15 protein-coding genes and 2 pseudogenes are annotated in these 15523 nt (G+C 35.6%); 1 reads left to right on the plus strand and 16 read right to left on the minus strand.

Annotated features, from left to right (window positions below):
- Positions 1-208 precede the first annotated feature (208 nt).
- From LJF29_RS19140 to LJF29_RS19175, 9 genes and pseudogenes are all read right to left on the minus strand, one after another.
- Positions 209-733, minus strand: a complete 525-nt coding sequence (locus tag LJF29_RS19140; RefSeq protein ID WP_229150147.1) for an NAD(P)H-dependent oxidoreductase — start codon at positions 731-733, stop codon at positions 209-211.
- 184 nt (positions 734-917) lie between these two features.
- Positions 918-1007 (minus strand): annotated as a pseudogene (locus LJF29_RS21355) (hypothetical protein); the annotation flags it as partial.
- Positions 993-1226: pseudogene (locus LJF29_RS19145) on the minus strand (lysozyme family protein); the annotation flags it as partial. The pseudogenes LJF29_RS21355 and LJF29_RS19145, both read right to left, overlap by 15 nt.
- A gap of 511 nt (positions 1227-1737) precedes the next feature.
- Positions 1738-2370: a PBECR4 domain-containing protein gene (locus LJF29_RS19150; protein WP_229150148.1), complete on the minus strand. Its 633-nt coding sequence runs from the start codon at positions 2368-2370 to the stop codon at positions 1738-1740.
- Positions 2371-2697: 327 nt separating this feature from the next.
- The gene (locus LJF29_RS19155; RefSeq protein ID WP_229150149.1) at positions 2698-3873 is read right to left on the minus strand and encodes a Rap family tetratricopeptide repeat protein; all 1176 of its coding nucleotides are present in this window, start codon (positions 3871-3873) and stop codon (positions 2698-2700) included.
- Positions 3874-4159: 286 nt separating this feature from the next.
- Positions 4160-4648, minus strand: a complete 489-nt coding sequence (locus LJF29_RS19160; RefSeq protein ID WP_094231428.1) for a DedA family protein — start codon at positions 4646-4648, stop codon at positions 4160-4162.
- The gene (gene pssA, locus LJF29_RS19165; RefSeq protein WP_094231427.1) at positions 4639-5172 is read right to left on the minus strand and encodes a CDP-diacylglycerol--serine O-phosphatidyltransferase; all 534 of its coding nucleotides are present in this window, start codon (positions 5170-5172) and stop codon (positions 4639-4641) included. The genes LJF29_RS19160 and pssA overlap by 10 nt, the downstream gene beginning before the upstream one ends.
- A 156-nt stretch (positions 5173-5328) precedes the next feature.
- The gene (locus LJF29_RS19170; RefSeq protein ID WP_229150150.1) at positions 5329-5931 is read right to left on the minus strand and encodes a TetR/AcrR family transcriptional regulator; all 603 of its coding nucleotides are present in this window, start codon (positions 5929-5931) and stop codon (positions 5329-5331) included.
- A 94-nt stretch (positions 5932-6025) separates the two neighbouring features.
- Positions 6026-7255: an MFS transporter gene (locus LJF29_RS19175; protein WP_094231425.1), complete on the minus strand. Its 1230-nt coding sequence runs from the start codon at positions 7253-7255 to the stop codon at positions 6026-6028.
- A 138-nt stretch (positions 7256-7393) separates the two neighbouring features.
- Here LJF29_RS19175 and LJF29_RS19180 point away from each other — a divergent pair, with 138 nt between their 5' ends.
- A complete protein-coding gene (locus tag LJF29_RS19180; protein ID WP_094231424.1) occupies positions 7394-7636 on the plus strand; it encodes a hypothetical protein in 243 nt (80 codons plus the stop codon).
- A 36-nt stretch (positions 7637-7672) separates the two neighbouring features.
- Here the strand turns inward: LJF29_RS19180 and LJF29_RS19185 are convergent, their stop codons facing one another.
- The 7 genes from LJF29_RS19185 to conE all read right to left on the minus strand — a co-directional run.
- Complete coding sequence (locus LJF29_RS19185; protein ID WP_229150151.1) at positions 7673-8830, minus strand: FAD-dependent oxidoreductase; 1158 nt, start codon at positions 8828-8830, stop codon at positions 7673-7675.
- A gap of 239 nt (positions 8831-9069) precedes the next feature.
- Positions 9070-9450 (minus strand): cystatin-like fold lipoprotein, encoded by a 381-nt coding sequence (locus LJF29_RS19190; protein WP_072183628.1) that lies wholly within the window; start codon positions 9448-9450, stop codon positions 9070-9072.
- A gap of 62 nt (positions 9451-9512) precedes the next feature.
- Positions 9513-10019 (minus strand): hypothetical protein, encoded by a 507-nt coding sequence (locus tag LJF29_RS19195; RefSeq protein ID WP_072183611.1) that lies wholly within the window; start codon positions 10017-10019, stop codon positions 9513-9515.
- Positions 10020-10033: 14 nt separating this feature from the next.
- Positions 10034-11023 (minus strand): bifunctional lytic transglycosylase/C40 family peptidase, encoded by a 990-nt coding sequence (locus LJF29_RS19200; RefSeq protein ID WP_032730587.1) that lies wholly within the window; start codon positions 11021-11023, stop codon positions 10034-10036.
- Positions 11020-13464 carry a CD3337/EF1877 family mobilome membrane protein gene (locus LJF29_RS19205; RefSeq protein ID WP_229150152.1) on the minus strand — a complete coding sequence of 815 codons (2445 nt, stop codon included), beginning with the start codon at positions 13462-13464 and terminating at the stop codon, positions 11020-11022. Before LJF29_RS19205 ends, LJF29_RS19200 begins: the two co-directional genes overlap by 4 nt.
- 3 nt (positions 13465-13467) lie before the next feature.
- On the minus strand, positions 13468-13794 hold the full coding sequence (locus tag LJF29_RS19210) for a YddF family protein (protein ID WP_095292607.1): 327 nt from the start codon (positions 13792-13794) through the stop codon (positions 13468-13470).
- Between the two features lie 17 nt (positions 13795-13811).
- Positions 13812-15523: VirB4-like ATPase ConE (conE, locus tag LJF29_RS19215; protein ID WP_229150153.1), on the minus strand; the 1712-nt coding region annotated here is incomplete at its 5' end.

Consider the following 15523-nt stretch of genomic DNA (forward strand, 5'->3'; position numbering starts at 1 on the left):
TATTAAGGACCAAGGAACTCTACATTTCATCAAGAAATATGTACTCATTGCCCTGCTGTCATTAATGTTAAGCCCTCGCTCTATGCCCCCCTGCATTCAGTATTCGATGAAACTTTGAAATAAAGTTTGATTAAAATAATTAAAATCTATCACAAACCCTTATTTTCACTACACTTCATTTGTTTCAGCTTCCCTCGCGAATACCGGATCAATGCTCAGCCTTAAGATAGTCAACCAATTTCTCAGCACTGTTCTTAACCTCTTCTTTTGAAAGGTGAAGTGCCCCATATTGTGTAAACGCAGGAAGAAAACGCATTCCTATATAGTTAGCAGTGACTTGAAACGGTCTGGTAAGCTCGCTGATCGTGATATTATATTCTCCGCCTGCTTGATAATCAGATTCCTGTGCACCTAGGGAGATAGCTAAGAGTAGTTCTTTTCCATGCAATTTCGTTCCTCCAGTTCCAAAAGCCCAGCCATGTGTTAACACATCATCTTCCCATTGTTTGAGTAACGCGGGACTGCTGTACCAATACATCGGGAACTGAAAAACGATACGCTCATGATCTAACAGGAGCTGCTGCTCTTTTTCTACATCAATGATAAAATTAGGGTATTCACCGTACAGGTCATGAACCGTAATGTCATTCTCTTGCTTTAAACGATTCATCCAGGTTTTGTTGACAACAGACGTTTCCAAATTAGGATGTATAACGATAACTAATGTTTTCATTTGACTGATCATCCTTTCTTCGCCGATTAGTTATTTTACGATAATGAATTGATTCTAATTTTAAATAGCCACTTTTATTTACACTTATTTTATCATTTTCATGAATTCAGGGCACTAATTGGGCACCCAAATCAATGATAACTTAAGACATTGTTTTGTAAAAATCCGGTATAACAAAATAATCTCGTATTGCTTCAATACTCATACGATAATATTCATTAGAGAGCATTAAATTTCCTTGTTCATGAAGATAATCAGTGACTTCAATCGAGTATTCTAGGTCAGTTATGGAGTTAGAAGGTAAGCCAATACTTCCGGAACTTTGCATAATATCTAAAGAACGCCCACCACTTTCCTGCATGGTGAGCGCCATAATAATATTCACTTGGTCAATAACACCTTTCTTACGGGCGTATTTTTCAAACACAGCCCTAAAATTCTTTCCACTTCCCGGTGCAATGCCAACCGTTTCATATTCGCCATCTCCGCCGCCTCCTGCTTTAGTGAAATGGTTATAACCACTATTGCATGCGGTGAATAATAAATTATTTCAGTATAAACAAATAAACCATCATCATTGTAGAGACACCAGTAGATCATTTAAAAATAAACAAAAAAATACCAAAGGTCTAAAACCCTTGGTATTATTGGGATGCGGCCGAGAGGACTTGAACCTCCACGGGTTATTCACCCACTAGGCCCTCAACCTAGTAAAAACGTGTCATGGGTTACAAAAGCCTTTATTTATAGCATTAAGTTATTTCATTTACACTTATTTTCATGATTTGTTGTTAATTCTGGGCAGTAAATGGGCACGGGACGAGGCTTGAAATACCCCACTAATAAATGATCATATGTCATTGGCACGAATGAATTGTACCAAATAAAAAAGCCTGGATGAGAATTTAATTCATCGCAGGTTAGAGATAGCAAACTTTAAAGAATAACATATCGAGTAATTTCGGTTCGTTAAACATCAAAATAATTAGATTTTTTCAACCAGTTTATTTTTTCGCTAAGGTTTTTTCATACCTAGTTACACTAATAATAGGCTGACCATCAATAAACTTTTTACCGTCATTATTTTGAGTTATAGGTTCTACTAAAAAAGTTGACGGAACATATACATTGGGAACTTTGCCTTTTTTCTTCAAGATACCTAAGTGAATAAAAGCCTTTTGAATTTCATCAAAAAAAATTATATCAACTGAAGCAATCTGATTCACTTGGTATTTATAATCAATGGCTTTAGGTGACTGAAGTAGACGATGAACAAGATAAAACCAAACCATTTTTCTCTTCATATCTTTATAACGAGATTTATGTAGCAAATTTAATTTTTTCTTTGTAATCCAACCTTTTTTTATTCCATCGTAGCCTCTATTCCCTTTATAATTTCTAACCAATCTTTCAGGAACATTTTTTGACTCTTCCGCTATTTTCGTTATACCAAGCAAATGACAAAAATTGTCCCTATTAAACTTCAATTCTATTGTCTGATGTTTACCATTTAAATTCACATCATACTTGAAAACATATGGTGTTAAATATGCTTCATAATATTCTTGAAGTAATTGAATAGAAATTTGATCAAAGCTTGGTTTAGAAGTCAAATTAGCAAAAGTGTCTTTATCCATCATTTTCCCCTTATATAAAATATAGCCCTGAAAAATCAGGGCTATATTAAAAATTCAATTTTTAGAGTAGCAGACTAGTATATATCTATCCCTAGTCAGGACGGGTGATGCACCCCAGTTTTTTTTATGTCCCAGGGGAAAGGGAATACGGTGCTACTTTAACCGTATGGCATTGCGCCCAATCTTTAGTATGGTCTTACAAATTTCATTTTATACCATAATCTAGAATTTGTCAATTCAAAAAATCATGCTGCAACTCTGTCCGATGCGATCTTTATTTCATGATTTGCTTCCATTTTAGTTTGCAAATGGTTCAAAGTTAAAACACTACTCAATACCAGCACTGCCAACAGAGCCCGAGTGATTTTCATTGATAATCTCTCCTTTTTTTATTTTTTGTCTGGCTTCAATGCTTAAACGATAATATTGGTTTGAAAGCACCAAATCGCCGGTTTGGTGAAAGTAATCCCCAACTTCTATGGCGTAATTCTCAACATCAGCATACATTTTTTTTGATTCTAGATAAGTAAAAGCATCTTCAATATGATGATATTCACCATTTGAAAAGTAAAGTCCTTCTAATATTTTGAATTTCGCCGCGTATTCATTATCATTATTTTTATTACTATACATTTTCCCTTTCTCAAAATATTCAAAAGCCAAATTAAAGTTCTTCTGTTTCGCTTTGACATGTGTCAAAATGAATAACGCTTTCGACACAAATGAATTATTGCATTTTTCTAAATACTCTAAAGACAATTCCAAGTGACGGGATGCCTTTGTATATTCCTCTAATTCATCAAAACATATACCGATATTTATATGAGACATTCCAATTAAATGATCAATATTTATTTCTTTTGCTATCTCCAATGATTCAAAAAAAACTTGTAATGCCTTCTCATATTCCAATGAATCAATATAATTTCCGGCAACAATGAATTGACAGCGTAACGTTTGAACAGCATATCCCTCATACTCTCTGAATATTTTTAGGGCACGATTTGCATAATTCATGGAGAAATACGTTTGTTTCATATAATAATACACATAGGACACTTTGAAAAAAAACTCTGCTTTTTCTATTTCGTCCTCAACTTCCGACAACTTTGATTCTGCTATTCGATAGGCGCTTATCGCCGTAGTCAATTCTTTACGTCTAAATTCATACATACCTTTAAAAAAATAATAATAGTATTCCAGCATTCCGGTTAATTGCCCTTGCTCTTCAATCTCTTTTATAGTCTCATAAGCACTGTTCAGATCATCTATTTCCTTTGATTCCATATAACTCAACATTATCTCGTGCCTAAATTCCAATAGCTGATAATATAACAAAGCATCTTGGTTTTCTTCCATGTTTAGCAATTCTTTCTCTACTTCTTTTTTTATAATCTCTGCTTGCTCAACTTGATCATTTTTTATTGATGTATACCAATCATTTAACTTTTTTGTGACTATATCGTACGGAATTTTATCTTTATCTAAGAAAACACCCCGCAAAAAAAGCCCCCCATCCTTACGTGAATTATGTGAATATTTACATTAATTGTATTATGTCAGAACACCCTTTATTTTACAAAGACGAATTGCAAAAGGGTACATTATATCTACTCCTTTGCGGTTTTTTTGCGGTCATAGCAATTCTTTTGCGACTTGACAGTAACATTTGCAAACAAAAAAAAGAAAGACTTAACGCCTCTCTTTTTTTCACTTATCTTTAGTTTACTCAAATACAAAAGGATATTAACTGTTTGAAATCATTAAAAAGTGGTGAAGAAATTTGGTATCAAATTTTAATAACTCCTATAAGTCTACCGATTGTAATAAAAATAAAACACCATAAAAAGGCACCGATAGCTGCAAACGAGATATACGTCTTTAACTCCATTTTGCCAATCCCTGAAAAATAACAGGTTAAATGTCTAATGCCAGGAATGAAATAACCGATAATAAGAGAATATGGACCGTATTTCTTCATCCATATTTCAACTTTTAACATTCTCTTTTCTTTCAGTCCAACCCATTTTCCATACTTATCGATAAAAGGGCGTCCGGCTTTTCGTCCAATCAAATAACTAATCATCATGCCTAGCATCGCTCCGAAAAAACTGATTATAATGGCCAGCGGATAATTCAACACATCAATATTAGTAAAGTAACCGACAATTGTCATCATGATCTCATCGGGTATCGGTAATCCTACAATTCCAAGAACCAACATTAAAAATATAGCTACGTATCCATAGTCTGCAATGATTTGTTGGATTAATTCCATCTTCTTGTCTCCAATTTTTCCACTGTATGCTTCTTAAAGTGAGGAAATTTAATTTCGCTTATCATTAAATAAGATAATCCGCATGTACCAAGAGCCAATAGAATCGGATTATTTACAAAGCTTAATATTATAAGGCAGATTGCAGCAAATGGAATCGGCATTCCAATAAAAGTCGAAAGCTTGCTTTGTTCAACATTAAATTTCGAAAGCCGAACCATTCCACAAATGCTGTATGCAAGTGCGCATAAAATTCCGATAAAAGGTATTGCCGATAGAACCATACTATAAGCAAACATAGAAGGTGCTACACCGAAGGTAACTAAGTCTGCAAATGAGTCTAACTCTCTCCCTATATCAGAAACAGCATCAAGCTTACGTGCAATCATGCCATCGAAGAAATCCAAAATTAAACCTGTAAAAATAAAAGTCACTGCAGAATAAATATCGTGAACTAATAATGAATAAATAGCCAATAGTCCACAAATAAAGTTTCCTATTGTAATGATACATGGTATATAGTTCAAAACGTACTCCCCCCCCATCACTATTTTCTATTTAAAACTCAATCAGTTATATCAAAGAGATTATAAACAGACCGTACGGTTTATTTTAAACTAAATGAGGGGATTTTTAAATTATAAAGCTCCTATAGTCAAGTTATTTTACAGTTCGCAAAATTTCTATTTAATGCCTTTAATAAAAATCTTCGTTGCCTCTGTCAGCATCTCTTTTTTTTGTTGAATGGAATCATTCCGATATAATGTATCTATACTGTAAAATAATCCGGCAAGAATTTTTGAAGTGATTTGTATGTTATCAATAACCCAACTTCCATCGTTGATGCCTTCTCTCAAGATATCTTCCATAATCACATAGTATTGGTCGTCTAATTTAGTTAGTCGCTCCACTACTTCTTCAGATGAAAAAGCACTAGTGAAAAATTCCTCACTGGCATTTAATAAAGAGTAATTAATATTAATATCAATCATAAATTCTGCTAAACCATACAGTTTTTCAATCGCGTTTTTATATTGCCTTTTTTTTTCAGTCCAAAGATTAACCCACTCCTGAGTGTCTTCTTCCATAATGTGCAGAAATAAAAACTCTTTCCCTTTAAAATGATGATAAAGATTCCCTTTACTGATGTTGGCTGCAGTTAGAATATCTCTAATAGACGTTTCTGAATAACCCTTTTTTGCGAATAAGTCGCGAGCAACGTTTATCAACTCTTTTTTTGTCTTTGTACTTTTGCTTTTTCCTTTTCCAGATGAGTTACTTGTCATACTCCCTATCCTTTCATTATAGACGTCTTTACTCAGTCCTTTTTTCGTCATTTTACCATATTTAAATCAAAACACGTTCATTTTGCAAAGCCCTTTAAAATTTCTGATAAGACCTAGAATTGAAAAATATAATGATCCCCGCTATTAAACAAACAATTCCAGCTGCTAACATAACTGCTTGAATATCGATTCCGATGGCAGCTAACGGGGTAATAATAGCAAAGGCCACAGGGTTAAATCCATGTGATGCTAAAAACACAATACTCATGACCCTTCCCATCATATTCGGTCGAGTGCTTTCTTGGGCTATTGTATAAAACGGGATAAAGATTAACATAGCACTAAATCCAATTAGTACTGAAAAAAGTATAAGAATAAGCAGACTATTAGCTAGACTAAACAAAATCATGAATACAGAAATAAGTAATAGCCCGTAAACCGTTACTGCACCTCTATTCCGTTTAAATACCCAGATAGATAATATAGCTGACCCTATGACCATTCCGACACCCAATCCTGATTCTAACAGACTCAATTGTATAGGGGTTCCATTGAATGATTTTACTAATAATGGTATTCCGATTTCTAAAGGTCCTATCACACACAGCTCTAATGTGATAAATATTAAAATACCTATGACTAAATTATTTGTTTTATTAACATATCTGATTCCATCCTTGATATCTTCCCAAGTTCCCTGGTCATTTTTTTGATTTTCTGATTCAGGCTCATTAATCAGTTTTGGATAAATAAGAATACCAGACAATAAAACGAATAATGCGGCAATTAAATAACTAAGGCTAATTGAAGCTGATTCCATAACTACTCCCGCAATAATAGGACCAATAATAAACATGACTTGGTTTCCTCCCTGATAAAATGCATTCGCCTTTTGTAGAAGCGATTTATGAATGATTTTTGGAATCAGGGATGAACTTGCAGGGCCAAAAAATGCGTCAAGAAAACCAAACAAAGCTGAAATCAATAATAATATAATGAATGTCAAAGAACCACTTACTAAAAGCAAATACAAACAAAATAGAACCGCCGCTTGAAGTATATGTGTGATGAACATGATCGTAGTTTTTTTATATTTATCTGATAAAGCACCGCTAAAAATCATCATAGTTAGTCTTGGAATTGTTGCAGCAAGCAATGTAAGACCAACTAATGATGGGGAGTTTAACTCATTGATAACATACCAGGATACCGTTATTAAATACATACTATAACCAAGCATAGCAAACATACCCGCCAGAAAAACAAAAATAAAAGATCGAGACTTTAAAAGCGATTTCGTGTAGACTTCTTGGTTTTCTGCCATTTTCACTCTCCTCGCAATGTACTTATACAAACCGATCGGTTTATTTTTATTGTTGAATTTCTGAATTTATTCCTCATTAAACTATGTGTCTAATATAAATTTCATTGAATACATTTGATCGAAAAGGAGATGATTATCATGATTAAAATAAAACCGACAAAAGTTTTAATCATATCTTTAACAAAAAAACAGTTAAAAGAATTCTTTTTTTTTGATATTATTATTGGCTCAACAGGATATTGGATTTTCAAATACAAAAATAATATTTTCTTCGAATGTATGGGATTAGCAGGAAGCATTCTTTGTCCTTTACTTTTCAAAAAAATGATCTCTAAAAATAAATTTAAATTCAAGAAAAATCATATCATCACAGTAAGGTAAAGAAGATACCGAAAGGTATCTTCTTTTTTTATTGAGTCACTCGTTCACCGTTTCTTTCCTTTCTAATATAGCGCTTATTGTACTTGCAGCCACATTAGTTGGATTTTTAAAGATATCAAAGCCCAATAACATCGGGTTCTCCATCTCAGCCATTTTCCTAATGTTTTGAACCCTAGCTTTACGATCGAATTCAAAATAATGATAAGCATCTTTATAATCATGTTCAGACATTAATTTGGATAAATACATTGCATCTTCAAGTGCAAGGGACACTCCCTGACCTGTATCAGGAGAAATACCGTGCAAAGCGTCACCAATTAACACGACTCTATTTTTTGACCAACTTTCTAATGGCTTAAATTCAAATCGGCTTCTTGCATGTATTTGCCTTGAATTTTCAATCATACTAGGAATAGGTTCGCTCCAATCCTTAAATAATTTTAGCAACTCTATCTTCAGCTCTTCGGTCGTTTTTTGCTCTAGCTCCTTTGAAGAAATTTTTCTGTCTGAATAAACAGAACAAACCCAATGATAGTTCTCTATATCTCCAGAATGACATCTTGCTATCCCCATAATATTGTTTCCTTTTACGTAACTTGCAAAACTCTCATAATTCTTGCCGCATAAATCCTGCGAAGAAACAATTCCTTGAATAATTGAGTATCCCGCATAAAACATTGAGCATTGGTTAAATATATTTTGCCTTGTTTTTGAATGAATACCATCAGCTCCAACTAGTTCAGTTCCTGTCTCTTGCGTTCCATCCTCAAAATAAGCTGTAACCGAGGTTTCATCCTGATGCAAATTTATTAGTTTCTTTCCGTAATGAATACAAACTCCCTCATTTTGCGCTGTTTCTAGCAATATGTTCATTAATTTTGACCTAGCTATATATTGCATGGGGTAATAATGATTCTCCTCATCCACTAGAGTAAAAGTTGACATAACAGTCCCATACATATTAATCGTTTCATACACTTTAATGGACCAACTGTTCTTTAGCACTTCTTGTTTTAAACCAAGTGATTCTAATACATTCATTCCATTTGGGAAGATACCAAAAGCAGCACCAGCATCTTTTTTAATTGGATAACCCTCATACACGGAGCAACTAATTCCTTGTTTTTTTAAGAAAATCCCCATTGCAACTCCTGCAATTCCACCACCAATAATTAAAACATGTTTTTCGCTCACTTTTATCATCTCCCTTTTAAACAGACCGTTCGGTTTATATTTTAAACAGTTAAAGTTAACAAACACAATAGGGCAAATTTCCTATTTATAGAAATTACGGAAGATAAAACGGTGTCACTAACCTTATCTATTTAAAATAATAGTAACTGGATTTCAGACGTGAGCGATACTCTGCGACTTGACGCTATCATCATGGCAATCCTTTTATAAACAGAAAAAAAGAGGAGCAAACACATGGTTTACTCCTCTAACTTTGTTTCTTTACCTTTGGCTTCTTCATAGTCAGGTGTTTTCTTTGATAAGCCAAGACGATCATTTTCACCATTTCCAGGCATGTCGCTCATTTCTTTATACTCGTCTCCAAGTTTTTCATAGTATTTAAAAGTAGTTAATTCACGAGAAGAATCATCAGGCATATAAAATGCGAACTGAATATATTTTCCTCCATCGTAAACCCGAACTATAGAATTAGCCCTCGAAACATTTATTCTAGTATCATCGCCTTTATATTCTTTATATTGATTGATTACATCATCAATCGCATCATTATATTTATTGCCGCCGCACGCAGTTAAAACGAACATCATCATCAAACTAAGGAAAATAAAAAGGTTTTTCAAAATAAACATTACCTCCTTTTTCAATATTTAGTATAAACAAACATTTCGATTTTTTCCACCTTTTATCCATTTCCCTTAACCTGCACATTATCAACTAACCAACCATCTTTTTCTTTTTTCATAGTCGTTTGAACAATTAACACTTGATTCGTAGTAACTGAATTTGCAGTCGTTGAGATTTCTACAATGTTCAAAAACAATTCATGGGATTGATCTAGGGGTTTTGAATAACTCTCTAAAGAAAGTAATTCACTTTGCACACTGACTGTGTGCTTTTGATCAGAGCGAGAAGGGAATGCATAGTCAAATCCTTTTCCAGTTGTATGCTTCTTAACTGTCTCATATCGCTTATCTATGTCCGAGTAATTAAAAAACGCTTCAAAAAATGCCTTGTTTTCCGAAGCGCTGCTTGTTGATTCTATATGGTTCAATTCCTTAATTTTTTCTGTCAAAACTTCATTCTTATCCTTTAACTTTTCAATCTTATACGTTTGCTGTCCATTCGTGAAAAATCCCGTCAACAATATTAATAACAAACAAGACGAAGTCCATGCAATATGTGTTTTCATGTTTTCACTCCTAGTTATTTAATTCGTCCAAAAGATACAAGGTGATCTCTCCAATAACCTGATTTCAGATCAGAATATTCGATTCCACTGTCATTTGAATTAAACATTCTGCCATTGCCTACATAGATGCCGACGTGAGTAATGGCTTTTCCTTCATATGTGCCACCAAAGAACACTAAGTCACCCGCAGTCGCTTCTTTTTCACTTATTTTCTTTGTTGCCCCATGTTGTTCCTGTGCTGTTCTCGGAAGAGTAATTCCGGCTTTGGCGAAAGACCACTGAACAAGGCCCGAACAATCAAATCCAGTTTTCGGGTTTGAACCACCCCAGGCATACGGTTGCCCTTCATATTTCAAAGCTTCTTTCATGACCGTTTCATAGAAATCCATAGAACCATTCACAGGCTTCACATTTTTATCAGAGCCTTTCACATACCTCATGACATGGTCCACATAACTTGGGTCACCGTAGCTTTTCCAGCCCATTTTAAAAGCTTGCAATCGGCTGAAATCAAGTGCCAATTTCTTTGTGTATTTCCCGCCATTCTTTTTGACATAGTCTATAAAGCCAGAACCAAAGTTGTATGCCTGTAAGGTTAAACGAACATCACCGCCAGCCTGTTTAAAAACCTTCTTAAAATGTTTAATGCCTACTTCAATCGAACGTTCTGGGTCAGTTATGGAGTTGGGAGGTAAGCCGATACTTTCGGAACTTTGCATGATATCTAAAGAACGCCCACCACTTTCTTGCATGGTGAGCGCCATAATAATATTCACTTGATCAAAAACACCTTCCTGACGTGCGTACTTCTCAAATACAGCCCTAAATCGTTCGACTTCCGGTGCAATACCGACCGTTTCATATTCGCCATCCCCGCCGCCTATAAAATCGTCTCCAACTTGATTTTCCCTTGAAATCGTCATAACCACTACGATACATAAAACAAAAAAGAAGATAAAAGGAGCCGAGAACACCAAAGGAAGAACTACCTTTTTACTTATCATCTTGTTCTTTCATCCCTTCTCAGTCGATCTTCAACTTTTGACGAGGTGCGCCTTCTAATATCATTTAAAGACACTTGCTCAAATGTATTTACGTTTTGTTCAGTTCGCTTAATCGTTTGTGATGAAGGCTGATTTTCTCTTAAAACAGTCTTACTTTCAGCAGGTGCATCCGTCTGTTTTTTCTCAGCACGAATACCATCTGAATGAACTTTTGCGGGTTCAGATGGTCTGGTTTTTCGTTCATTATTGACAACAGGTTGATTCTCTACTTTTGTAGGTTGAGAGCTTTCAAAGCCATTCTGTGGTTCAGATTGACTCGTTATGACTTTTTGGTCTGAACGTTTGATGTCTGCTAATCTCTCTTGTGCTACAGGTTCACTTTTTGAGACAGAATCATCTTTCTGGACTTCAAAATCTTTTTGCATATCTGTTTCAGGATTCTGGTTTTGTTCTTCATAAACATACGCTTTTTGATCAGTACGTTCTGTGTCTTTATCACTCTCTTGTAAGACTGGTGCTCGATCAGAAGCAGTTTCTTCTTCATGTTGTAATGATGCATTATCAGTTTGTTGCTGGTTATTGGGCTGTTTAAGAAGCTGTTCAACATATTCTTTTTGATCTGTTCTAGCTGATTCATCCTTTTTATCCTGTAATATAGGCGCTCTTTTGGATAACTCTTCATTACCTTCTTGCAAAACGTCCTTCAGCATAGGAGAGTTTATTCCGTCTTTTCTCAATCTATCTAAATGGGATTGCTGTTTATTTTCTTTTGCATTCGCAAATGCTTCTTTTTGTTTCTCTTGTTCTTTCGACAGAGTTTGAGGATTTCGTTTTAAGTTTCGGCTATTATGATTAGATATTCCGTTAGCAGTCTCTTTTTGCGGGGTTCTTGAAATAGCATGAGTATTATCATACCCCATAGCAGCACCACTCGGTGAATTACCACCACTTCCACTTGGAGCACCATTTACGCCATCAGCATTCGAACCATCTTTTCTCCCCTTAAAATTCTTTGCAAAGTCAGTAAATACGCCCCCACCGTTACCCAATGTTCCACCTATTTTTTTTGCTTGTTCCCAAGCAGGCTGAACAATGTTTTGTCTCATATTTTCCATCATATTATTATCAACTGAAACAACTTTTCCAGCAGTCACAAACTTGATAATGGCATCCCTCTTGTGAAAACCAATCCACAAGATTGAGGCAAGGACAGCAACATTTAAAAGATACATTCCAAAACCATTTGGCGGTATTAACTTGTCAACGATAAAACAAGTCACGTACACAAACAGAACGATAACCCCTAACATTGCTTTTAGTAGGTAAACACTCCCCAAGCGTCCAAGGGTGACAAATCCCGAGTAAGCTAATTGGGGAACATACGCTAAGATGAAAGCGAATGGTACAAAGAATACAATCACTAGAGCGATTATTTGGAGCAAGAAGTTAAAGAACGCTAATGCTAAAAATGGTATCCCAATGACAATAGAAGCGACCACAGCAATAAAAGATTCTCCGAGTTGATTAAAAACATTCCCAGAGGTCATAGACTCATTTTCATATTCTTCAATTTCAGTATCCTTTATATGCTTCTGTTTTTCTTTTTCTCCGTCTTTTGACAGCTTGTATGAAAGCAATTTATCGACCCTTGATAATTTCTCTTTCGAATCACCTTTTTCATTAATTTTTGCTTCACTTGTTTCTCCAAAATTCACGATTAGAAATGGCTTCATCAAAGCAATGTCAAAGTATAGATTACGCATAACTGCGACTGTGCCTTCCATTTCCTTTCCTTTTTCAATAGCAGAACTGTCAGCAAAATTCCCTTCATCTTGAACAATGCCCACCAATCCATTTCCCGCAGTTAAAAGCTTTCCTTGTGCTTCTACAGACAAGGCATTCAACGCTTTCATGTAATAACCAGCGTTTGACATCCAAAGCCCGCCGATCACCATGACACAAATAAATAGAATACTCCGTCGCATTGCTTCTTTTACGCTACCTCTCACACAGAACAGGTAGACAACATAGGCGCACGTGAGGATGAATAAGGCTTCACCGAAATTCTTTTTCAGGGTTTTATAAACTGTTTTAGAGACGTTTGTAATGGAGTTTGCGAACTCGTCAATCGGTTGCAAGTTATACAAAATATCCATTCCCGCATCAACCACACGGACAATATTGCCTGCAAAAGAAAAAGTGACGTTTGTCAGTCCAACAAACGCCCCCTTGATTAAATCGTCAGATGCTTCATTATTCGCTTGATAGCGTGAGATAGGAAACCTCATCACCTTCAATTCCACGCCGCCAGCTTTTTCGATTTTTGGCTGCGTCGTTGTATCTCCATCAGCCGAAAATACTGTTACAGCTGAAGCAACAGTTAAAAACAGCAACACAATAGCCGACACAATCAAAATTCTTTTCTTTTTCATTACAACCACCTCCTAATCTAACCGAGTTAATAAATAAAATTGGTATCTGGCTTTCTCTAAGTCTCTCTGCGTTAGCAGTACGTTTTCGGGATATCGCTCATACAAAGAGAAGCAGATGGCTTTTTGATATTTCATATGTCTGAAAGTCTTTCGGTTTTGTTCAATCTTGATGCCTAATAATTTTTGAAGAAACTGTGCCGTTGATTTATGCCCAATAAAACTTTTGTATCGTCCGTCATAATGTCTCAACCATTGTTTAACTTCGTCCAATGTGATTTTTTCAGCTTTATAAAAGCCTGGACTCGTGACAACAAGAGAGTTTAAGAAAGCTATTTCCATGTACGATTCAACCCCTTTTACAAATATTTTTCTTCCGCATATGCGACGGCTTTTTTCTCAACTGTTTTCAGAGCACCTTGCCATTCTTCGAATAGGCATTCAATCGAAATTTTGGAGGTGCGGCCATAGTAATCTTTAAATAAGCATTGACCTTGGAACATGGATTCCATCATTTTTTGGTTTTCTTTTGTGACCTCCATATTCATCCACTTCAACACTTCTTCACGTTCGTTTGGTTCGTCAAAGGCAAAGGCAACACCGAAGTTTCCGGAATCTTCTTCTTTCAAAGCGTCTTTTGTGGATTGGGAAATGAAGTATTCCGCATTGTTGTATGAACGACCAATCCGGCGCATTTGTCTTTCTACTTTTTTTCCTTGTTGGGAAGTGGTGAATATCCATGCTTCATCTATAAATTCAACAGTTTGTTCATCTTGATTCATACCGAATAGTTCGCAGAACTTACCAAGCGCAAACATGACGGCACTAGACTTTAATTGTGATATGGTGTAGTTTTCAAGTCGCTCAGCATGATCAGGCAAATCCATATTTTCAACCTCTAAAATGGTGATTCGTTTTTCAAGTGACAATGCAGGGTTTGAACCATCATGAATACAAAGTTTCAAAATGGAATCTGACACAACCTCATTTAAATAGTCGCCAGCTTTTTGTACAGCTTCTTCCGGATGGTTCTGCATCCTCCGAATAATATCAAGTGAGCCGACCTGTTCGCCTTTTTGCTTCAACTCAATTACTTCTGACGTAGCACGAAGGAAAGCTGTGTTCACATCGTCTTTCCCTTTAAAGTCATATACTTGTTCAAAAATGACTTGAACTAGCTCTTTTGCTTTCATAGGAGGGAGGAAAGAAACAGGATCAAGCGCTCCCCAGTTGTGCGTATTTTCATGATCTAGCGTGATATAGTTGTATTTCTCTAAATGTGCAATATATAAGGGGAAATTCTCTCGAATGTACTCATCATTCAAGACTCTTTGAATCCACTTTCTCATTTCTTTTTTAGGGTCTATATACAGAGATTTGATGTTTAACATGCTGATATAGTTAAAGATCAATTTTGCCAGATATGACTTGCCGTTTCCTGTGTCTCCTGTGATTAAGCAGTGGGGAGAACGTGTCTTTGAACCTTTTAACTGTTGATTCGCTAAGAAAGGATGGAATAAGACAAAATCACGGCTGGACATAATGGCACTTTCTAAGTCTGTGTGCTCTTGAAAACGATCAACCCAACCGAGAAAGAATCCAATTTTCGAACCAATATCAGAGTTAACAGCGAAAAGACCTTCTGCAACTCCATCTTGTGTCGTTTTTTGAATCCAGTTCTTATCGGTTATATCTAACTTTTCACCAGGAAGCATTTTATAAAAAAGGTTTAGTTGATCAGCCACCGGAAGCCGGCATGTAATGCCAGCGCCTTTTAAATGCCTTTTGACAATCGTTGCTTTCCCCACACATTCTTTTTTTGTCTTTCCATGAACGACTATCACAGACAGCCAGTTCATCACGTGCACATCTTCTTTCTTTATTTCATCTTGTAAATGCCTTATCATTGTGGCACTTGTGACAGTAGAAACATCACTTCGATCGCCTGTGCTTTGTTGTTCTTTTTGTTCTTCTTTCAATTGCTGTCTTTTGAGGTTGAGGGCAGGCTTGGTAATGGACTTTGATTCCGTTTGAATTTTCATCTGTACTTCAACAGGGAAGGGAAGAGACT

Origin of the sequence: Bacillus sp. LBG-1-113 (genome assembly GCF_020708615.1) — a bacterium.
Lineage (GTDB): Bacteria > Bacillota > Bacilli > Bacillales > Bacillaceae > Bacillus > Bacillus mojavensis.

Excerpts from the sequence above, each read along its gene's own strand:
- LJF29_RS19140 (WP_229150147.1), bottom strand. The coding sequence starts at position 733 with ATGAAAACATTAGTTATCGTTATACATCCTAATTTGGAAACGTCTGTT.
- LJF29_RS19150 (WP_229150148.1), bottom strand. The coding sequence starts at position 2,370 with ATGGATAAAGACACTTTTGCTAATTTGACTTCTAAACCAAGCTTTGAT.
- LJF29_RS19160 (WP_094231428.1), bottom strand. The coding sequence starts at position 4,648 with ATGGAATTAATCCAACAAATCATTGCAGACTATGGATACGTAGCTATA.
- LJF29_RS19170 (WP_229150150.1), bottom strand. The coding sequence starts at position 5,931 with ATGACAAGTAACTCATCTGGAAAAGGAAAAAGCAAAAGTACAAAGACA.
- LJF29_RS19175 (WP_094231425.1), bottom strand. The coding sequence starts at position 7,255 with ATGGCAGAAAACCAAGAAGTCTACACGAAATCGCTTTTAAAGTCTCGA.
- LJF29_RS19180 (WP_094231424.1), top strand. The coding sequence starts at position 7,394 with ATGATTAAAATAAAACCGACAAAAGTTTTAATCATATCTTTAACAAAA.
- LJF29_RS19195 (WP_072183611.1), bottom strand. The coding sequence starts at position 10,019 with ATGAAAACACATATTGCATGGACTTCGTCTTGTTTGTTATTAATATTG.
- LJF29_RS19200 (WP_032730587.1), bottom strand. The coding sequence starts at position 11,023 with ATGATAAGTAAAAAGGTAGTTCTTCCTTTGGTGTTCTCGGCTCCTTTT.
- LJF29_RS19210 (WP_095292607.1), bottom strand. The coding sequence starts at position 13,794 with ATGGAAATAGCTTTCTTAAACTCTCTTGTTGTCACGAGTCCAGGCTTT.